This window comes from Maridesulfovibrio ferrireducens (genome assembly GCF_016342405.1).
In the GTDB taxonomy this organism is placed as follows: domain Bacteria; phylum Desulfobacterota; class Desulfovibrionia; order Desulfovibrionales; family Desulfovibrionaceae; genus Maridesulfovibrio; species Maridesulfovibrio ferrireducens_A.
Map to the genome: position 1 here is coordinate 1 of NZ_JAEINN010000027.1, position 21,389 is coordinate 21,389.

19 protein-coding genes and 1 pseudogene are annotated in these 21,389 nt (G+C 45.8%); all 20 read left to right on the forward strand.

Annotation, left to right across the window (positions count from 1 at the left end; translation table 11 throughout):
- A pseudogene (locus tag JEY82_RS18255) lies at window positions 1-561 on the forward strand (hypothetical protein); the annotation flags it as partial.
- Window positions 558-1,217 (forward strand): hypothetical protein, encoded by a 660-nt coding sequence (locus tag JEY82_RS18260; RefSeq protein WP_304088364.1) that lies wholly within the window; start codon window positions 558-560, stop codon window positions 1,215-1,217. The pseudogene JEY82_RS18255 and the gene JEY82_RS18260, both read left to right, overlap by 4 nt.
- A gap of 2 nt (window positions 1,218-1,219) precedes the next feature.
- Complete coding sequence (locus JEY82_RS18265; RefSeq protein WP_304088366.1) at window positions 1,220-3,181, forward strand: hypothetical protein; 1,962 nt, start codon at window positions 1,220-1,222, stop codon at window positions 3,179-3,181.
- Window positions 3,178-3,414 (forward strand): hypothetical protein, encoded by a 237-nt coding sequence (locus JEY82_RS18270; protein WP_304088368.1) that lies wholly within the window; start codon window positions 3,178-3,180, stop codon window positions 3,412-3,414. Before JEY82_RS18265 ends, JEY82_RS18270 begins: the two co-directional genes overlap by 4 nt.
- Window positions 3,415-3,460: 46 nt before the next feature.
- On the forward strand, window positions 3,461-4,399 hold the full coding sequence (locus JEY82_RS18275; RefSeq protein WP_304088370.1) for a hypothetical protein: 939 nt from the start codon (window positions 3,461-3,463) through the stop codon (window positions 4,397-4,399).
- Window positions 4,400-4,426: 27 nt separating this feature from the next.
- Window positions 4,427-5,413: a N4-gp56 family major capsid protein gene (locus JEY82_RS18280; protein WP_304088372.1), complete on the forward strand. Its 987-nt coding sequence runs from the start codon at window positions 4,427-4,429 to the stop codon at window positions 5,411-5,413.
- A gap of 58 nt (window positions 5,414-5,471) precedes the next feature.
- Window positions 5,472-5,903 (forward strand): hypothetical protein, encoded by a 432-nt coding sequence (locus tag JEY82_RS18285; RefSeq protein ID WP_304088375.1) that lies wholly within the window; start codon window positions 5,472-5,474, stop codon window positions 5,901-5,903.
- 9 nt (window positions 5,904-5,912) lie between these two features.
- A complete protein-coding gene (locus JEY82_RS18290; protein ID WP_304088377.1) occupies window positions 5,913-6,611 on the forward strand; it encodes a DUF6682 family protein in 699 nt (232 codons plus the stop codon).
- Between the two features lie 3 nt (window positions 6,612-6,614).
- Complete coding sequence (locus JEY82_RS18295; RefSeq protein ID WP_304088379.1) at window positions 6,615-7,199, forward strand: hypothetical protein; 585 nt, start codon at window positions 6,615-6,617, stop codon at window positions 7,197-7,199.
- A complete protein-coding gene (locus tag JEY82_RS18300; RefSeq protein ID WP_304088380.1) occupies window positions 7,196-9,160 on the forward strand; it encodes a hypothetical protein in 1,965 nt (654 codons plus the stop codon). The genes JEY82_RS18295 and JEY82_RS18300 overlap by 4 nt, the downstream gene beginning before the upstream one ends.
- Window positions 9,161-9,163: 3 nt before the next feature.
- Complete coding sequence (locus JEY82_RS18305) at window positions 9,164-9,454, forward strand: hypothetical protein (RefSeq protein ID WP_304088382.1); 291 nt, start codon at window positions 9,164-9,166, stop codon at window positions 9,452-9,454.
- 180 nt (window positions 9,455-9,634) lie between these two features.
- Entirely contained in the window at window positions 9,635-11,293 is a 1,659-nt protein-coding gene (locus JEY82_RS18310) for a hypothetical protein (protein WP_304088383.1), read from the forward strand.
- On the forward strand, window positions 11,283-12,623 hold the full coding sequence (locus JEY82_RS18315; RefSeq protein WP_304088384.1) for a hypothetical protein: 1,341 nt from the start codon (window positions 11,283-11,285) through the stop codon (window positions 12,621-12,623). The genes JEY82_RS18310 and JEY82_RS18315 overlap by 11 nt, the downstream gene beginning before the upstream one ends.
- 6 nt (window positions 12,624-12,629) lie before the next feature.
- A complete protein-coding gene (locus JEY82_RS18320) occupies window positions 12,630-13,817 on the forward strand; it encodes a hypothetical protein (RefSeq protein ID WP_304088386.1) in 1,188 nt (395 codons plus the stop codon).
- A 1-nt stretch (window position 13,818) separates the two neighbouring features.
- On the forward strand, window positions 13,819-15,120 hold the full coding sequence (locus tag JEY82_RS18325) for a hypothetical protein (protein ID WP_304088389.1): 1,302 nt from the start codon (window positions 13,819-13,821) through the stop codon (window positions 15,118-15,120).
- 5 nt (window positions 15,121-15,125) lie between these two features.
- Window positions 15,126-15,665, forward strand: a complete 540-nt coding sequence (locus JEY82_RS18330; protein WP_304088391.1) for a hypothetical protein — start codon at window positions 15,126-15,128, stop codon at window positions 15,663-15,665.
- Complete coding sequence (locus tag JEY82_RS18335; protein WP_304088393.1) at window positions 15,662-16,462, forward strand: hypothetical protein; 801 nt, start codon at window positions 15,662-15,664, stop codon at window positions 16,460-16,462. Before JEY82_RS18330 ends, JEY82_RS18335 begins: the two co-directional genes overlap by 4 nt.
- Before the next feature lie 9 nt (window positions 16,463-16,471).
- Entirely contained in the window at window positions 16,472-16,882 is a 411-nt protein-coding gene (locus JEY82_RS18340) for a hypothetical protein (RefSeq protein WP_304088395.1), read from the forward strand.
- A 9-nt stretch (window positions 16,883-16,891) separates the two neighbouring features.
- Window positions 16,892-18,334: a hypothetical protein gene (locus JEY82_RS18345; protein WP_304088397.1), complete on the forward strand. Its 1,443-nt coding sequence runs from the start codon at window positions 16,892-16,894 to the stop codon at window positions 18,332-18,334.
- Window positions 18,334-21,389, forward strand: a 3,056-nt coding sequence (locus JEY82_RS18350) for a hypothetical protein (RefSeq protein ID WP_304088400.1), incomplete at its 3' end; no start/stop codon positions are given. The genes JEY82_RS18345 and JEY82_RS18350, both read left to right, overlap by 1 nt.

The window sequence follows — 21,389 nt, forward strand, 5'->3', positions numbered from 1 at the left end:
TTTTCCGTTTGCTGGTGGGCTGAATCTGATGGGACTGAAGCTATTCTCAAAGACGGCACAGTCAGATGTTTCACTCGCGGAACAATATTTCATATCTTCGAATGGTACGGCTGGGATGGCAAGACTCCAGATAAGGGAATTAAGCTTTCTGCTGGTGAGATAGCGAAAGGAATTAAAGACCGCGAAGCAAAGTTTGCATTCAAGGTTTTCCCCGGTCCTGCTGACTCCTCTATTTACACAGAAGAAAACAAGAATTGCATAGCTGATGATATGGAAGATGCTGGCGTTACTTGGCAGAAAGCAAATAAGCGTCCCGGTTCTCGCGTCAACGGATGGGAGCGTATTCGCCAACTGCTTAAAGCTTCCCTGCAATCCCCGCAAGAGGACGCAGGGATGTACGTTTTTTCAAACTGCCACCAGTTTATCCGCACTATTCCGACATTGCCGCGTGATGAGAACAATCCTGACGATGTTAACACCAAAGCTGAGGATCACATTGGGGATGCAGTCCGTTATCGTGTTCTACGGGATTCCGTAACTGATGGGTGGGATATGTCATGATGAGATCTACCCCAATTAAACGCATTATCGATCCAATGACCAGAACGACATACTACAAGGACATGCTCACTACTCGCGAATTTAAGCGGATAGTAGGCGGTCTTGCTTGGCCCTACGGCAATTCAAAAGGGCATGCTGTTGTTCTGGGTGAGATACGCAGGAAAGACCCTGAACAGCATTGTCACCATGTTTTCATTCTTGGCGAAACTAGAGCCGAAGATTTTCAAGAGCTGCTTTCTCGTGTTGCCATGCTTCAGGACCGCACGTTCTGTAAGGAGTGGATTACTCCTATGGATAATAACAATGTGCTTCTTGTTGACGATTTCAACGAAGAGCAGCGTTACATGCTCCGCAAGGCTCCAGTCGAACTGAACTCGCCGCCTCAATATGATCGTTCTGAGAAGAAAGATATTTTCCGTTTTTATAATCAGCTTGTAGCTAAGAGAGCTTCTAGTCGTAAAACTCTGAACTTTGGCGAGAGCGATGTCGCAAAGCACTACTCATCCCTTGAAAAAACTGACCTGAAGAGACACCTGGAAGAATTTCCAGTTGTAGCTTCATTTCTCTATGCGCTGGCGGAGTTAGATTTGAACAATGATAACTATCGCCAGTTTAATATGACCTCAAACGCAGCAGATTCAGTAGCAGGATATTAATAATGGAAGAAAAGACAAACACATCTGGTTCTGTAGATGCCCTCGGTTCGATCTTGCGAGCTGAGTTTGATGAGGTTGCTAATCGTAGACAGCTTTATGAAGAACGTTGGTTACGAGACTTGCGTCAGTATAAAGGGGTTTATGATCCTGAAGTTCTTGCTAACATTGGAAAGAGCAAGTCCAAGATCAACTTAAGAATTTCCAAGGTTAAATGCGATACCAGTAAAGCTCGGCTAATGGATTTGCTTTTCCCTGCTAACGGGGAGAAGAATTTTTCCATTTCTCCGACTTCGGTTCCGACTATTCACCCTTACCTGATTCAAGAAAGAGCTGCCGAGCTTGTAGAGCAAGGCATAGCTCCAGAAGATATCGATGAGGATGCAATCCTTAGAGAGATTGCAAAAGATTGTTCTGATGCAATGATGAAGGAAATTGCTGATCAACTCACCGAAGCACCCGGTCGACCTTCGTATCGTGCTGTTTGCGGTAATGTCATTGCTCAGTCTTTCCGCTACGGAACTGGCGTATTAAAAGGGCCGCTTGTTGAGAAGCGTGTTCGAGGTCGATACGAGATTGACCCGCAGTCTGGCGAATGGTCGATGAATAATCACGAAGAAGCTGGCTTACGTCCATATTACGAGTTCGTCCCGATCTGGAATATTTATCCCGATATGAGCGTTTCAGATTCCCGCAAAGTAAATTTCGTTTGGCAGGACCATTTAATGAGTCCGAAAGAGCTGCTTGACCTCGGCAATATGCCGAACTTTTCTATGGATGTTGTGGTGGAATATCTCAAGAGCCACAAAGCTGGTGATGCTGAACCTAAACAGTATGAAAGCGATTTGCGCTTAATGGGTGAACTAGAAACCTCTTCTCCTGATTTAACCGGAAAATTCCGAGTTTATGAACGGTGGGGATATATTCAAGGTCATCAGCTTGTAGGAGCTGGCATCAATATCCCAGAAGAGCAGCATCACGAATCCTTTCCTACAAACGTATGGATGATCGGCAACAGAGTAATCAAGGCCGTTATCGCTCCAATCGAAGGGATTGAAATCCCTTACCATTTTTATTTCTACGACAAAGACGAGTCTAGTTTCTTCGGAAACGGGATTCCTACTGTCATGCGTGATTGCCAGGTCGGAGTAAATGCCTCGGTCAGAATGGCGGTAGACAATGCCGCTATCTCTTCTGGCCCTCAGATCGCAGTTAACGTCAGAGCCTTGGCTGACGGTACTGACTTTACAGACATTCATGGTTGGAAACTTTGGCCTTTCAAAAATGATAGGGACGTAAGATCTGCATTCGCCGCTCATGACATGCCCTCCCATACTAATGAACTACTTGGCTTGAGTAAGATGTTTTCAGAGTTCTCAGATGAACTCACTACTCCCAGATATATGCAGGGTGACAATAACGCTGTTCGTGGAGCTGGTGACACAGCTTCCGGCCTTTCTATGCTCATGGGCGCGGCAAGTGTCCCGGTAAAAGATCAGGTCAAAAGCTTCGACGAAGATATCACCAAGCCTTTCATCAAGGGCATGTACCACTGGAATATGAAGTTTAATCCAAAGCAGGAAATCAAGGGAGACTTTGATATTCTGGCTCGTGGTTCTTCTGCTCTTATCGCTAAAGAGATTCAAGGACAGCGCATGAGTCAGGCCGTTGCAATTACGGATAATCCCCGATTCCAAGGACGAGTTAAAGACGAAGATCTTCTTGAAGAAATTTTCAAAGCTATCGACCTCGATCCTGAATTGCTCCGTGACGACAAAGAATATCGCGACTGGCAGCAACAGCAAATGACAATGCAAGCAACAGCAGAGGTCGAAGCTAAGGTTCAAGTCATAATGAGTGAAATGGAAAAACAAGGAATGGACCCTCAAGCCGTTCTTGCTCAAATGCTTGGTGAAGCGGTTCAGCAACAACAGGGAGATCCTGCTCAGGAGGCAGTAACAGCATGAGGAATGAAAACGACTTAGCTCTTTTAAGGGGAATCTACAGCACAACCCCAATTATGGCCGTTCGTTCATACGTTGAGCAGTTGATTTTAGATAAACGTGAACATCTTGAAACAGAAGAGAATCAACAGGAAATATTCCGCCTTCAAGGGCAGATCAAAGCCCTTAAGGATATATTAGAGGACATTAAGCCGGTTGAAAACAACGTGGTCCAGCTCTCAGGAGCATACACATAAATTACTAATTGTCGGCCCCCGCGAAAGCGGCCCGGAGGAAAGAACAATGCTTACAGAAGAAGAGATTGCAGCAGAAGAAGAATTTGAGAACGCGTTTTCAGGTGATGATGGAGCTTCCGAAGAGTCTATAAATGATGATTCGGCCTCCGATGATGATTTTAACTTGGATGAAGCTGACGAAGGCTCGCCGGATGAAGATCCCGCCCCTGATCAGGATGATTCCGCAGAACTGAGCTTAGAGAAAAAAGCCCACGGCTATGACTCTATGCTCGGAAGACTTGAAAAGGAAAGAGCTGAGAAAGCTCGCATTCAGCAAGAACTTGAATCTTTACGCGCTCAACAGACTGTCACCCATGTCGAAGACTTGGCCCCGGCAAATCAGGAGCAGCAGAAAGTTGGTTCTTTTGAAATTCCTGAAGAGCTTCAAAGTGACCTTGATGAAATCGGAAAAGAAGACCCGCAGTTAGTGGCCCTCTTCGGAGAAGATTCTGTTGATGGCAAAAGGTTACGCCAAGTTCTTGAGGACTACGGCCCTGACATGGCGGCAATTCAGGCGGCCTCTTTGCATACTGCCCGTCAGATTGGCGAACAGGGTAAAGAGATCAAGGCCACAGTTGAAAAAACTGAAACAGATGCCCATGTCTCACAGATTTATAGCGAAGTTCCAGATTACAAGGATCTGACTACAAATCCTAATCGCGCTCAGGAAAGTGTGGAATACCACCAAAACCTCCGCGAATGGGTTTCAGGGCAGCCTTACAATGTCGCAGCGAAGCATTTTCACGCGATAGAACAGGGAACTCCGCAGGAAGTCGCCGCATTATTGAAAGAGTTTAATTCGGCAAAAGGATCAGCATCAAGCTCAGTCAGTGAAAAGACTCGGCAGGATGCTGACGCAGCTCTGGCTGTTAAATCAAAAAATACCCCGCTTCCAAAATCCAAAGGTTCAAAGGACGATTTTGATGCCGGATGGGATGAAGATTAAGCGGGTTTACTCTCAGGAGAATAAATTATGGCTACTATGGTTTACGGTGATATCTCACCTCGTACAGCAGGGAAGGCTTGTAAAATCTTCCTCAAAAGAGCAACTCCGCTTATTTTGATTGAGCGTTTTGCTCAGGGCCGTCCTTTAGAGAAAAACAATTCTAAAGTGCAGGTTTTTAGACGTTACGAGTCTCTTGCTCCAGCACTTACTCCTATAACTGAGGGCGTAACTCCCGCAGGTAAGACCGGAACAAACACTGATGTATTTGTCACTCTTCAGCAGTACGGCGATTACGTCGAATTGTCTGATGTTATCGCGGATACTCACGAAGACCCCGTTCTTCATGAATACATGGGCATTACCGGCGAACAGGCCGCTGAAACTGTTGAACTTATCAACTACGGCATTCTTAAAGGCGGGACTTCTGTTTTTTATGCAAATGGTGCTGCCCGTAACGAAGTTAACACTGAACTGACTCTGGCTACTCAGCGCAGATCCCTTCGCGGCATTCTTGCTATGAACGGCAAGCGTCACACTCAGTTTCTTTCCGGTTCACAGAACTATGAAACTCGCCCAGTCGGTCCTTGTTTTATCGGTCTTTGTCACACTGATTGCTCCAGTGCCATTCGCGATATGGCTGGATTCGTTCCCGTTGAAAAATACGGAACTCAAGATCCTCTCCCCGGCGAAATCGGTGCGGTTGAAGAAGTTCGTTATTGCGCTTCTTCTCTCTACGAGCCTTTTGCTGATGCCGGGGGTGACAAGGGAGCCATGATTTCTACAACCGGAACTAAGGCGGATATTTATCCGGTTATTTATCTCGCTCGTGATGCTTTCGGAGTTGTTCCTCTCAGGGGTAAAAAAGCGATTGTTCCTATGATTCTTAATCCTAATGTGCCTCGCGGCGGTGACAACCTTGGACAGCGTGGTTCTGTTGGTTGGAAGACCATGTATGCAGCTGTCATTTTGAATGACGCTTGGATGGCTCGCGCTGAGTGTTGCGTAAAGCTCTAAACAAATAAAATAGCGGGAGGGGGAAGGCTCTCTCCCGTTTCCCAAGGAGGGAGTATCCATGGCTCAGAAAACTAAAGCAGAACTTGAAGCTGAAGCAGAGGCGAAGGTAAAAGAAGAACTCGAATTGAAAGCGAAGGAAGAACTTAAGGCGGAAGCGAAAGCCGAAGCTAAAGCTGAATTTGAAGCTGAAGCTAAAATTAAGGCTGAGGCAGAGGCGAAGGCAAAAGAAGAAGAACCTGAGCCTGAACCTGAAGTCGAGAAGCTTCACAAAATCATTATTCCCAGTTCTGCCGAATTTGATGGAAAGAAGGATGTTTTCCTGAATGCCAACGGGCGCAGGTTCCAGATTCAGCGTGATGTCGAAGTTGAGGTTCCGAAAATTGTAATTAACGTCCTAAAGGATGCCGTCAAAACTGAACAGGTTACAGACGAAGCAGGGCGTATTGTCGGTACTCGTAACGTTCAGCGTTACCCGTTCCAGACACTTTAAGGACTAATCATGAAAGCCAAAGAAATTTTCTTGCTTGTTTCTTCCAAGCTTCAGGATCTTGAGGGCGGTGTTGCTACACGCTGGCCTTGGGAGATTACGGAAGGAAAGCTATCGCTGACTGATGCGTTTAATGCCGCAGTCAGAAATATTGCTCTACAACGTCCTGACGCTACAGCAATTACCGAATCTATCAAATTGCAGGACGGGGTGAAGCAGGTTTTACCTGATCCGGCAAATGGAAGCGGGGCGAGCAAGAAAGCTCTTCGGCTTATTGAAGTAATTCAGAATATGGGCTCGGATGGAAATACGCCTGACGAGCCCATAATGCTTACTTCCAAGGCGGCTATGCAGCTTGGCGGCTGGACGACTACTAGCGATGATATTGACAATTACGCTTATGATGCCAAAGAGAACCCCGATATTTACTGGGTTCAGCCTGGTGTTGCTGTAGGCGCATTAGTTTATATTTCTATGACTTATTCCGCTGAACCTGACCATATTGATGGATCTGATGACGATCTGCCTATTTCTCCTACATTTAGTGGTCCGATTGTCCACTGGATGATTTACGAGCTTCTATCTGGTGACAGTTCTACGTCTAGTATGGCCACGGCTCAGTTTCATTTTAGCGCATTTTATCAGGCTCTTGGGGTGAAACTTAAGGCCGATCTTTATTATCCTAAACAGATTCAGGTTGTGAAGGAGTAAGCAGTGGCAACATCACCATGGAAAATTCTTGTCGGTTATGTGCAGCCTGAAGTCGCGACATGTCCAAAGGGAACCATCATCAACGAGATTCGCAGGGCTGCAATTGTGTTCTGTCAACGGACTCAGGTTTGGCGTGAAGAGCTTGATCCCTTATTTTTCCCTGCTGGCATTGCTTCTGCCGAGCTTGAACCTCCGCGCGGGGCCAGAGTGTGCGAAATCCTAGTTGTGACGAACCTGAACGGCGGTGTGGCCTTGATTCCTGAAATTCAGTTCAGTTCAACGAATGACAATCTTGATTTAATAGATACGCCGACTCTTGATACCCAACTTTCAGTTTTAGCGGCCCTTAAACCGACATTAGCATCAGATGGAATGCCCGAAGGCTTAATTGAAGATTGGGGCCAGTATATTGCTTACGGAGCTATTGCCAGTTTGAAAGCGATGCGTGGTCGTGAATGGGAAGATATCCCCGGGGCGCAGATTAAGAATGAACTCTTTGAAGACGGTATTGCCTCTGCAAAGATCAAAGTAATCACAGGTGGAGCAAAGCGTTCTCTCACAGTTAAAGCAAGGAGCTTCGGTCAATGAGCGTCCCTACCGTAAACGTAACTATTCAGGTCAATGACTCCCTCGGTAATCCGGTTGAAGGAGCAAGGGTTTCTGCAAAACTTACAACGGCTGACAAGTATCTAGGCTTTGTTGTTCCGCAGTTAGCTGAAACTATTTCTGATGTAGATGGAGCTTCGGTGCTGGCCTTGTTTCCGAATGAGCTTGGAAGCGAAGGAAGTGAATACGATTTCAAGATTCTTCTGCCTACAGGCAAGTCTTTAAAATTTCCGGCAGTTATCCCGAACATGGATTGTAATTTGTTCGAGATTGCCAATGTTCCGCCATATCCTCGTGGATATGTAGGGGATGTTATCACTGTTCCTGTTATCGCTGCTCGTGATGAGGTTCTAGCTTCTGCGGCAGTCGTAGCTCAGTCTGAGACTAACGCTTTAGCTTCTGAGAACAATGCTTCTCAGTTCTCCGCTGACGCACAGCAAAGTAAAAGTGATGCTTTAAGTTCTTCTGTTTCAGCGAGTACTTCTGCTGGTCAGTCTGAGGTTTCTAAGCTTGCGGCTGAGAGTGCGCGTGATGCGGCTCAGGCTGCGAAGGTTGGGGCTGAAAGTGCAAGGGACGGGGCTCAGGCTGCGAAGGATTCTGTTGATGCTTCAGTGGCTTCTATTCCTGGGCTGATTGATGTTGAGAAGAATGAGGCTCTTTCTGAGTTAGAAGCAAGCAAGGCTCAGCTTCAAACTGATCTTGATTTAAACAAGTCTCAGCAAGCTAGAGCAATAGGTGGAACTGCTTATCAGTCCATTCTAGGTCTTCCATGTCCCCCTTCTCTTGAAGTCAAAGCCTACGACTCCAAAGACAATACAAACGGAGTTCCTGCTGGTTTTACTTTTGCCAGAGCGTCAACAGCGACTCAAATCAATGCAGTTGGTGAGGTTGAGAGTGTTGCTAATGATGTTTTGCGGCATGAATATGATGCTGAGAATGGAGAGTATAAAGGTTTTTTGATTGAGGAGCCGCGGACTAATTTGCTTCCCTATTCTGAAGAGCTTAACCAGTCTCCTTGGTTTATTCAAAGGGCCAGTGTCGCAGTCAATACAACTACAGCACCTAACGGGTTGGTAACTGCCGATAAAATACTCGAAGATTCAACTTCAAGTAACTCACATTACGCCAGACGAACCATATCGGTAATAGAAGGGGAGCCATACTCTTATTCTGTATTTTTAAAGGCAGGAGAAAGAACTAGGTGTGCCGTATTTTTGGGTGACTCCGGTTTTTCAGGAGATTTTTTCGCAACTGTAGATCTGAGTTCTGGGACAGCTGTTGGAGGGAAAATAGAAAGTTTCCCGAATGGCTGGTTTCGTGTCTCTGTAGTGGGGGTCGCAACTTCAACAAGTGCGGGTAGGTTAGCATACACACAACTCAGGAATAATGACAATATGAGTATATATGACGGTGACGGAACATCCGGCCTATATATCTGGGGCGCACAGCTTGAACAAGGCGCATTCCCCACATCCTACATTCCAACAACGACAGCAGCGGCTACTCGTGCGGCTGACACTCTTTCAATTTATACCACTAATTTTCCTTATAATCAGATGGAAGGAACATTATGTGCTGTCGCGGATGATGAGGGATCTGGACCTATCTTGGTTATGTGTGATGCTGGTAATGGTTATATACGCCTCGGCACAAGGGTGGGGTTTCTGGATTTTTCACTGCAAAATATAGACGCTGTATTTCAATTCTCGAAATCCTTTCCGTGTAATGACCCAAGTAGGATACTCGCATTTGCATTTAAAGAGAATGACTTTGCTGTCAGTGCTCAAGGAGATCCAGTTCAAACTGGTGGGGGCTTTTTTGCGGATCAAATAAGGCTTACCTTGGGTAGCATATGGGGTAATTTCTTAAACGGTCATATTAGCCAAATATCGTACTTCCCCCGCAGATTATCAAACGAACAGCTTCAAGCCCTCACGAGGTAAACAATGTATACAGATCACTATTTAAAATTCGCGTCTGAGGATGAATTGAAAACCGTTTACGCACTACCAACCGAAGACAGCGAGGGTGTAACATATCCATATTGCTCAATAGATGTAGTTGGTAGGATCGTAAGCATCCCCGCAGAAATTGACGAAGACGACAATATAATCACTGAAGCGGTTTACTGTGACGGCTGGCACGTAAATGTGCGCTGTCTTGGAGATTTGCCGGACGAGCTGACACCATTTGAGATTGAAGCGCCTAATACACCCGCGCGGGTGTGGGCGCAATAAAGTGAAGATTTTAAAAGAACTGGCACCAAAGAAAAGGGTCTAATTAGGGTAAATTAAGAACCAAGGGGATATCTTTGGCGCCAGAGAGTGGGATCAGAAGAAACGGATTGTTCCCTCTGGAGGAAAAATAGATATCTTACTGTTATTAGTTCGTCAATATAAAATAAGTTGGTTGAAGATATGTCCATAATAGTCCCTTTTTTCCGAGGCACAAAGCCTCGTTTATCTCCTAAGCATTTAGATATTTCAAACTCACAGATTGCTAGAAATTGTAATCTGAAGCGCGGAATCCTAGCACCTGTTTTCAATCTTGAGGGACAGGTTCCAAATCCTATCCCCAAAGCCGGAGATATCCGCAGCATCTACAAGCTTGATTCGGGCGAATGGCTGTACTGGGCTAATGACGTTGATGTTGTGAAGTCCGCTGCGAGTTCCAGTGACAGGATTATGTTTACTGGTGACAGCTATCCAAAGCAGACAGATCAAGCTCTTGCGACTTCGGGAGATATTTCAACTTATCCGACTCAGACTAAGCGGCTCGGACTTCCAAAGCCTGACCAGCCGCTTTCTGTTCAATTGTCTCCTGCGTCCGTTGCCGATGATGCAGAGCTGGAGCGCAGCACATCCTACGTTTACACATACGTTACCGAGTGGGGCGAAGAGTCAGAGCCTTCCGATCCTACAGGCAATATTGATGTGAAAACAGGGCAGGGATGTTTGCTATCAAATTTCAGGCTTCCAACACTTGATGGTGTGGCTGTTACTCATTTCAGACTATACAGACTCAATTCTGGCGACACTGGAGCAGAGTATCAGCTTATTCCTTGGTCGGATGCTGCCGCTGATATGCCAGCCAGTGAAACAGATTATCTCGATGAACTGAAAGATAGCGAACTCAGTTCCGAAATCCTTCAAACTGAGAACTGGAGCCGTCCTGAAGATGATGTAAAAGGATTGATTCATACTGGAAACGGGATTTTCTTTTGCTTCAAAGGAAAGGATATCTTCGTATCAGAGTCTTTCATTCCTTACGCTTACTCGTGGAAATTTAAGCTTTCCGTTCCTTCTGAGATTGTTGGTCTTGGGCATTTCGATCAGACGGTTGTCGTTCTGACAAAAGATAAGGCGCACCTCATTGCGGGTATCGATCCTTCTTCATTATCTATGGACAAGCTTTCGTTTAATCAGTCCTGCGTTGCAAAGAAATCAATCGTAAACATTCCCGGCGGCGTTCTTTACGCTGCGCCTGATGGCCTTACTTTGATCGGTCCTGCTGGCGTGAGTATGCTCACTCGTCCTCTTTACACAAAGGAGCAGTGGCAAACTCTTGAACCTGAAAAGTTGATTAGCTTCTATCACGATGGTCAGTATTTCGGATTCTTTGAAGGAACTAACCGAGGTATAATTTACGACTTCGAGTTGCAGGATATCGTTAACATCGAATTGGCGGGCAAGAAGGTTTATGGCGGTTACGTTGATACTGAGGACGATGCTCTTTATCTGCTGACCTTTGACGATACGAATTACCGCATTGAAAGGTGGGAAGGTTCCGCAACTCCCATGAGCTACCTTTGGAAGTCTAAGGATTCGTTCTACTCCATCGCAATAAACATGGGTGCGGCTAGAATAATCGGAACTCAGTCTGCATTGTCTCCGCTGGCTTTTCGGCTTTATGCGGATGGTAATTTGTTTTCTACGAACTCGATTACCTCAGAAGAAGCTTTCCGGCTTCCCTCCGGAACACTGGCGCGTGATTGGGAATTTGAAATAGAAGGTTCTGCCGAAGTTTACGAAGTTCGTGTTTCAACTTCTATAGGAGATCTACAAAATGGCTACTAAAGGCGCGCGCTCTCCCAATATTCCGAATGTTCCGGCCGGGCTTGATAAGTCCACAAGAGATTTTCTTTCGGCTTTGAAAGAGACTCTTGAAACTATGCAGGGCAAAAGGCGTAACTCTTTCTCTGACTCTGTAGTCACTTTCAACGACTTGCAAAACCTTGGTTTTAAAGTTTCTCAGAAAGTAGGGACTGATGCTGATTACGATTTCAGCCGGTCTGTAAGGTCTGGCAATCCTCCGAACCCTCCTCGCGACCTTAAAGTTGACCAGCAGATTTTTGCGAACAAGTTGACATGGGTGAATCCTTCAGACGCAGATCTATCACATATTGAAGTCTGGTGTTCTGTTGGCTCTTCTTCTCTTTCTGACGCTTCAAGAATCGGAATTGCCACGAAGCCTGTAGTAGAGTTTACCCATTCCGGACTTAATACGAGGACTGATCATTATTACTGGATAAGGGCGATTGATTGGTCAAATAACTACTCTATATGGGAACCTAGGCAGGGCGGTTTTCTAGCTCCTGCTTCGCTTGGTGTGGCATTGGAGGAAGCTCTGCATGTATTGCAGGACAGTATCACCGAGTCTCAGCTTTATGGAGATTTGAACAGTAGAATTGATTTGATTGACGGGCCGGATACATTAGCTGGTTCGGTTGCAGCAAAGGTTAAGCTGGAGAAGCTGGAGAGAGTTGATGCAGATTCCGCATTGGCACAGCAGGTTCAAACCGTTCAAGCAAGTGCAGATGGTAATGTGGCAGCGATTCAGATTGAAGCTACTGCAAGAGTTGATGCAGATTCCGCATTGGCACAGCAGGTTCAAACCGTTCAAGCAAGTGCAGATGGTAATGTGGCAGCGATTCAGATTGAAGCTACTGCAAGAGTTGATGCAGATTCCGCATTGGCCGCTGAATATTTTATAAAGACTGATGTAAATGGCCACATTGCAGGATTTGGAGTTCATAATGACGGAGCAACTTCTGAGGCTATTTTCCTCGTTGATAAATTTGCGGTAGTAACTCCCGGATCTGTTCCTAAAGTTCCTTTCGTTGTCGGTGAAATTGACGGAAATCCAACAGTGGGAATTGACGGAGACATGATCGTTGACGGCTCCATTGCCGCCAGAATGATGGATGCAAATATCATCACCGGCGCGTTCCTTTCCGCTTCTGCTCAAATTGCACTCGGCCTAAACGGTCTTCTCAGGCTTGAAGAGGGCGCAAAGATTTTCGCTGGTGCAGGGAATTTTCTGCTGAACACTTCCGGCAATGAGACAACAATCATTATGGGGGATGATGGCACAGTGGATGCCGCAGGAAACATTGCACCCGGCTGAAACTACATGAAGCTTTCCGGCGGGGATATTGAATTTTACAAGTGGTTTGATAACGATCACAGAAAATACAAATCCTTAAAACGGCTGGAAGCGGGAACCGCGAATAACGGTCAATGGACAGAGATAGAAGGATATTGGGAAGAAGAGCCGATTATTTTGCTTTCTCCGAATACGATTGTCAGTAGCAAATCAGCGGTGTTTTCTAATCAAATATTGAGCATGGGAGTCGGCGCAATAGAAGAGTTCTCCCCGAACAGGTATAGATTTATGCCAAATGCACTACTTGTCTTGCAGCCGGGAGTACAGACTGTATCCATTGGACTGCATGGCGAAGGGGTAAGCTCTGCTGAAACTTCCGACTATGTGACGCTGGACTTTTGTTCAGCTGTATCAGCGAAGTTTTCAGTTTCATCCATCGAAGAAACAGACACTTTGAACAAATATTACCACAGAGTAGTTCAGGTGGATCTTTATGTTGATGGCGCAGTTGCCGGTTCAACAGAGGTTTATGTTGGGCCGACTTTAGAACCAGTATTGGCAACAGTTATGTCGGGAGTAATATCCGCAGGGGCTCACACTATCAAGCTGGTTGCATCATCCTCAAGAGGCATTGGTACTTTTGTAGCTGTTCAAGAGATTGAGACTGTTAGTACAATGATGAATTGCCCTGTTGTTGAAGAATCAAGGGTAATTGCTCTTTCCGCAGGATTTACATCCTCAAGGTCTTACGAAACAACAACTGAACACATAACGCTACTGACCCCAGGGATGCCCGCAGGAGGCAGTTGGAAGGTTAAAGCCGTAAATATCCGAGCAAGCTATCAGTGTTCTGCGAGCTATGTAGGGGCGGGGGTTGTTACCTTGAAAGGCGAGGCGGGAGGCGTTTCTGACTCACTCACTTGGAGTGGCTTAGGTCGATCTTACGAGTTGCTAGTCAGTCTGGATGCCCTTCCATCTTCTATGACTTTTGATGTGACAGGAATAGCAGAAACAGACCCACCCACAGTACTTATAGGGAACGAAGCCAGTCTTTATGCGGCTCTTAACTTTTGCATTATAACAGTTGTATGGGGCCGCAATACATCTTCTGGAGGCGAAAGCACCGCGATAGACCTTCAGCAATTAAGTTTGACCACTTCCGGTGTGAACAACTTAGCAGAAGGGACAGTAAACTATCTGGCGGCAGGTAACTAATATGTCCACGAACTACATGAAGCTCCTCGATGGAGATATCGAGTTTTATAGATATCTTGCAGGTGCGCGCAGACTGCACCGCACATTAAAGCGTTTGGAGTCTGGAATCTCTCAAAATGGCGAATGGACTGAGATTGGCGGGTATTGGTTATCTGAACCAAATATAATGTTGAATCCTACTGCTATTAGTTCCTGCAAAGATGCGCGTATGACCGATCAGAAAATGACCGTCAGAGTCGCAGAGCTTGAAGAATTTTCTCCTAATCGCTGGAGATTTAAGCCCGAAGTTAATCTCTCATGGTTGCCGGGTGGAAGTTTTACGAACCAAGTTAACTATCGCGTGTCTGGTTCAAATGAAACGGGCTATACTCCAGAATGTTTGACTTCTGAAAACTGCACTCAGGTGAAGGTTGATTTTCAAGTTTCATCAAAAAAGAACACTGAGACTGACGGTCAATTCAATCAACGGCTGGTTGATGTCTATTTGTATGTGGATGGACAAGAAGCGGGAGTTACTACCATTAGCCTTGGAAGCTCAACTATATATGAGCGGGGTTCTGTTTCTTCAGGGTTTCTGACTGCCGGAGAGCACAGTGTTAAAATAAAGGCTATTGGTAGGGATTCTGGTGAGGTTTTTGTGCTTCATGCTCAGTCTTTTGACTATGTGGCTGTGTCCACAACTGAGAATATTACGACCTCTTCAACGGTATCTCCTGCTATAACAGGAGATTTAGAGACTTATGATGGATACACTTTCTTTGAAGCTCGCACTCGTACTTATGTCAACTCTGTTCCTACTATAATTTCACCAGCCGAAAAATCAGGAATTATTACATACGAATATACTCCCGTTTCTCCCGGCACAGGGTGGGAAGTTGAGAGTCATGAATTTGAAGTGAACGCTGCTTTAAGTAGCAGCATAACTTCTGACAATGGCGGGACTGGATATTCATACATAGCTGTGGAAAACGGGGCTACCTATAACCACGCTCTTAGAGAAGAAGCCAAGGAATTTATTCTAAAAGTTCTCAGTACAGCCCAAAGCTTAAGAGCCGTTCTGAACTGCCATGCTTACGCTACATACGGTGGAGGAGATGAAAGGATAGTCATGTATTTAAATGTGACAGGTGCAGGTCGAATAACAACAAAATGGAGGCGGACCAACACAGAAATTATCACAACTCCCATCACCCCTAATCCGTTTGAAAGAACCTCTGCCATACTTGAATCAGTGACCGAAACATTAGGCGGCGACAGCCAGCTTGCTGCCGGAACCGTAAATTATATTGCGATAGGAGAATAAATTTTATGTGTGATGAAAATTACAAAGGATACGGGCTTGTGCCTTATTCAGACGGGAACTTCCCTGATGAATTTCTTATCTATCTCTTTGAGAGGATGCAGGAAGAAGGGACCGCTTCAGTTGTTTTTTTTGAGGGTAAAATAACTACCTCCGAAAAATGGCTAGAGATGATTAAATGTCATGGAATGCATCTTTTTGTAGGCTTCTTTGATGGAGAGTTGGCGGGACTTTGCTGGCTTGAACGTAGTCAAGAGAAGTGGGCTCAATTTAACTTCTGTTTCTTCAAAAATTCATGGGGTCATAAGAAATCTATAGCTTGGGGGAAGTGGGCTGCCAACGAGCTCCTTAATTTAAAAGACGAACATGGGTATTTGATGGATATGCTCGTGGGCATAACTCCATCTAGGAATAAACTCGCTTTGAGACTGGCAAAACTGTGCGACTGGAAAGAATCAGGAAGGCTTCCTTTTGGTGTTTTCAACGGACAAACAGGCAAAAGTGAAGAGGCGGTTATATCCACTTTTATCAGAGGTGATTGTTTATGAAAATTTATGAAAGAGTGGTCATTAATATGTCCACTATGGAAGTGCTTGAAGAGGATTCGTATGAATATGATGGGCCTGTTGCTTTATGTAAAGGCGATAGCAACACTATAGACAAAGAATACAATCGTCGTATGGCAACCATTGCTGAAGCACAGCAAGATATGGGGCAGGGCTATTACGATTTCTGGATGGACAATAATGCAGGGCTTGAAAAGGCCAAAATATCAGCCAATAAAGAACTTCTTCCTTTGCAGACTCAGCTCCAAAAAGACCAGATGACGGCGCAAAGTGGTCTTCTTCCTCTTCAAACCGAATATCAAAAGGAACAGTTAAATTCAAACCTTGGTCTTTTACCGCTTCAAACAGACTACCAGAAAAAGCAACTTGAATCGAATCTTGGCTTATTGCCGGCGCAGACTGAAGCTCAAAGTTCAACCTATGGACTGACTACAGCCAGAAACAATGCGGCACTAGGGCTTGTTCCGGCACAGACTGAGGTTGCCAATAAATACTATGACCAAGCGATTAAAGGCGTGGATATCGAAGATCGCATGGGTAAAGCCACAGCCACAGTCGCAGGGCAATATAAAGATGCTGCCAAGACTCTTACTCGTCAGAGTGGCAGAAGAGGCAGCAACCCTTCATCCGGTATGCTTTTAAGCGCAATGAACGACTTAAACATGAGTCGTGCCAAAAGCACCGCATTCGCAAAAGAAAGCACTCGTGTCGGCGCAGAGACAGAAAATTACAACAGACTTCGCGGGGCTATAGGATTAGGCCTCCCCGCAGCGCAATAGGAGCAAGTTATGGGACTCGGACTTTATCCAATTGAAGACGTTTCAGGAAAGGCATTGCAAGGGATGGGACAAGCTTCTCAGTCCTTTGGTGCAATGCAGCAAAAACAGTACAAACCAGAGAAGACAGCCGGAGGAGCAATCGGTTCTGCCGCCGGAATGGGGATGGCTGGTGGTTCAATGGGAATGATGATGTTCCCCGCCGCAGCCGCTGGAGCAGGAACTGCCGCTGCAGCCACTGGTACTGCTGCCGCTGCTGGCGCAGCAACAGCCGGAACCGCAGCCGCAACTACAGCAGCAACCACAGCGGGAGCTACCGCCGGAGGAACTATTGCTGGTGGAGCCGCTGCAGGGTCTATGGCTGGCCCTATTGGGCTCGGAGTTGGTGCTGCTATCGGACTTGCCGCTTACCTTTTATCATAGGAGAAGATTATGCCAGATAAATGGGGAAGACCCACATTTAAGGACGGGGCGGACATTGCTACTCAGGGCATGGGCCTGATGAATCAGATGAAGCGGAATGATATTTATAATGCAGAGCTTCAGGATAGAAACCTGCGAATGCAAGACCGAGCTAAACTTCGCGCCGATGAAGAACAGGTAAAAAATTATACTGCTGAATATTCAGCTATGATGAAAGAAGGTAAAGAACTGCCTATTCCAAGTAATAAACTGCAAATGGATGCTCAAACACTTACTGTTCATGGTTTTGCCGCGACTGAAGACGGGAACGCAATGTTGAGAACAGCCCAAGGTGCTGCTGTAGATCGCAGTTATAAAAAATTTAGACCTTACGCGGTTGATGCAATGGCAAAGGTCCAGAGCGGAGATTACGCAGGGGCTAGACCGCTCATTGAGGCGGCTTCAAAAGAAGCACCTCTTCCTTATCAATATAAATGGGATGAAGGTAGCGGGTTCTATATTGAACAGTTCCGAAGTGATAAAAGCGGAAAGTGGGAGGATAATCGCCATGTAACAGAAGAAGAAGCTACACAGGCTCTTTCACAGATAATGCAGGGCGAACAAGTTTCTGATTCAGGTCGAATCGTTAATCCTTATTTTTACAAGCAAGGATTTGAAAGCAGAGAGGCTAGTCGCCAAGGGAATTTTGAGGCCCGAAACGATCCTAAGAAATGGATACCAGTTAAAAAGGGCAATGAAACTTTTTATGCTATCCCTCAAAATTCTTTAGCGGATCATAAGAAAGCAACCGAATATATATTAATGGATGAGAAAGGGAATATTACCCACAATAATCCGTCTGAGTTTAATGGCAAGTTTTCAAGTACTCCCAAGAGGCAAGGGCAGAATCTGGGGCTTTTTTCCATGGAAGAGTTAAACGCTAAAGGGCTCATGCCTGAAAACCTTGACCGTGAAGGCAAGCAAGCGGCTATCGCTCACACTAAGCAGACAACAGCCACTTCTAAGCAAAACATGATTGCTTCGAAAGATGCTCAGGTCCGTGAAGATGCGAAGGTTAAACGAGAAGTTCAAAGCAAGCGGGACGAGTCCAATCAAAAAGAAATCACCGGCCTTGAAAATAGTATAAAATTTGTTGCCTCACAGATTGCAAGCAAGGCCCAATTGTCTCCGCTGGAAAAGCGAATGTTAGGTATAAAGGTTGACAAAATGACCGATGAAGATTTGGGAAACGCAATTCAAACAGTCAATAAACTTCTTAAAGGGAAAGAGCCCGAACAGCGAAGACTTGCTTCGAATTATCTTAAGCTTGTTGACGACTGGAGAAAAAAACGCTTTTCACCTAACAATAGCCGGCAAACTTTTTCAGGAGGTCTCCCAGCTGCCAAAGGTAGCCCTCAAACAGCTGGAGGAAAAAGGCTCCGATATAACCCAACTACGGGGAGAGTAGAATAATGCATGAAGTAGAAATGCCAAATGGCGACATAATAGAGTTTCCTGGGGATATTTCTGCTCAAGAAATACAATCCGCTTCAAGTAAATACTGGGACGATATTCAGCAAGCAAGCTCTATTAGTACTGCTTCTAAAGGCGGGATTGGGCTTCCTGCCGCACAAGAATCCAATGTTCAATCTAATTCTTCTTTTCTTGGTTCTGCAGCAAGCTCTGCGGCAAATTCCGCAGAGCAGTTGTATAGAGGGGTTGCCTCCGGATCAGCCGGACTAGGCGAGTCTTTTGGCGGGGGCTTGCAGTGGCTTGGTAATCGAATTGATAGCGAATCGGTAGCCGGGGCCGGTAAGTCTATCGCTGACTACTATAAGCCGTTACGCGAGTCTTTTGCGCCGCCTAAGCACTTGCAAGGCAATGTTATGGATGACCCTTCACTCTTGGCCCGTGGTGACTGGTGGACATATCAGGTTGGTAATCTTGCACCTTCTCTTGGGGCTGCCATGATTCCCGGTGCGGCTGTGGGGAAGGTCGTTCAGGTTGGTGGCAAGGCTATGAGTTTGACTCCGCAAGTTATCGAGCGGCTTGCGCGGATTGGTCAGGCTCTGGGAGCTGGAGCAGGCGGTGGTGCTATGGAAGGAACCAGTACATATCGCGAAGTTTTAGAACAAGGTGGCAGCGAAAAGGAAGCAGCTCGTGCCGGCGAGACTATGGCTTTGGTTAGCGCCGGGTTGAATTCTCTTTCATTTGGAAAGATGCTTTCCAAGTCTGGGCCAGGGGTTGTGGCTAAATCTTCTAAACACATAGGCTCCGGATTAGTCGAAGGGCTTAGCGAATGGGCTGAAGAACCTGCTGAATCTCTTTCTAAGGATCTTGCCCATTACGTAACTACTGGGGAAATGAAGCCGGGAGTTATTGAACGTGCTAAAAAGGCTGCAAGAGAAGGTGTTAATGTTATTGGCCCAGCTGCGTTGACAGGGGTAGGCGGTTCATTAATGTCTGGCGGAACAGTCGAAGAAGAAAATGTTTCAGATAAAGATATTTTTGATAAAGCCGCAGATGAAACTATAGACCTTCTCAATGCGAGAGAGGTTGTTCCAACTGCGAAAACAGGCGAGGCTGACCCGTATTCCGAAAAAGAAATTAACAGCAGTTATGCGGAAGAGCTTCGCAGGGTAAGAGAAGAGAACGCTTCCCCCTTTGATTCTGCCTCTGACGCATTTGGCATGGAAGACCCTGCACTTAGTTCAAGCAGGATACCTAAAGCCAAGCCTGAAGCCCAACCTTTAAATGAGAAGGGTTACACAGAGCAAGAAATCCATGCTCGATATGCGGAAGAACTTCGTAAAGTCCGTGAAAAGAATGCAACTCCTTTTGCCGGAACCGTTGACCTCCTTGGCATGGGGGAGCCAGAATTTAAACCTCAGTCTTCGCAAGGGCTTCCTAATGCAAAAGTTCAAGCTCTAAATGATGAAGGCTATACGGAAAAAGAAATTCTTGCTCGCTATGCGGAAGAACTTCGTAAAGTCCGTGAAAAGAATGCAACTCCTTTTGCCGGAACCGTTGACCTCCTTGGCATGGGGGAGCCAGAATTTAAACCTCAGTCTTCGCAAGGGCTTCCTAATGCAAAAGTTCAAGCTCTAAATGATGAAGGCTATACGGAAAAAGAAATTCTTGCTCGCTATGCGGAAGAACTTCGTAAAGTCCGTGAAAAGAATGCAACTCCTTTTGCCGGAACCGTTGACCTCCTTGGCATGGGGGAGCCAGAATTTAAACCTCAGTCTTCGCAAGGGCTTCCTAATGCAAAAGTTCAAGCTCTAAATGATGAAGGCTATACGGAAAAAGAAATTCTTGCTCGCTATGCGGAAGAACTCCGAAGAGTAAGAGAGGAAAACGCAACTCCGTTTGAATCTCCTTCTGAATTGATGGGTATGGAAGATCCTACGGTTAAGCCCAACCTTGGACAGTTTCAAGGAGGATTACCTGCCGCAAGAGAAATGCAAGCATTGCCACCTGGTGCTAATATAATCTCACAGCAGGGAGAACAGACCGCATACGACTCCATTCCTATGAATGACGGCAGACAGCGTATGGCTATGCCTCAAGGGACTGCTCCTCTTGGACTTCCTCAGGCAAAGAATACTTATCCAGCCATTGAATTAGATTATCCTCGTAACGCCGAAGCTATTCCGGCTTACGGCAGAGATCCTAATTTTGAGATGGTTTATACTCCAGATTTTGAAGTCGTTGAAGACTCTCAGCGTCGAGATCTTCCGGTTCCATATGATGCTAAGAATCTCAATCTGCCAGCTCCTTCTACTTCTATGGGGCTTGAGTTAGCAAAAGATAAACCCGTCGTAGAGGATCAGCCTGTTATTGATATTCAGGCGCACGAAGCTGCAACTTCTCCATTGAATAACTTAGCTGAACCTTCACAAGCACAGAAAGAAGCAGGTAATTACAAGAAAGCACATGTCCGAGCTTTGGGCATGGATATCGCCATTGAAAATCCTGTAGGCTCTGAACGCTCAGGTACAGATGAATCAGGTGAACCGTGGTCAATCACCATGCAGCACCATTACGGATACATCAAAGGGACCATAGGCAAAGATAAGGATCATCTTGATATATTCCTGAAAGATGGAGCTGAAGCTTCTGATATTGAAAGCAAGCCTGTTTATATCGTTGACCAGGTTAATGACGATGGTTCTTTTGATGAACATAAAATTTTAGCGGGATTTGATAACGAGCAAGAAGCTCAGGAAGGATACCTTTCCAACTATGCGGATGGCTGGCAGGGCATTGGTGCAATTACCGAAATGACTCCGGCCGATTTCAAGAAGTGGGCGAATAGCGGGAAAACCACAAAGCCTATTTCATACAAGCGTCCTCCTTTGGTTGTTCCCGAAGGCGTGAACGTGATGAAAAGTGGAAAGCCCTATGCTGAAAGAGGTATTCGTTTAGCTGTTGCGAATAAAGTAAAGAAGGGCATAAACGCTGAAGCTGTTCAACTTGATAAGGCTGGAAAGAAATGGGGCTGGAAAGAAGTAGGAACCTCTTCTGT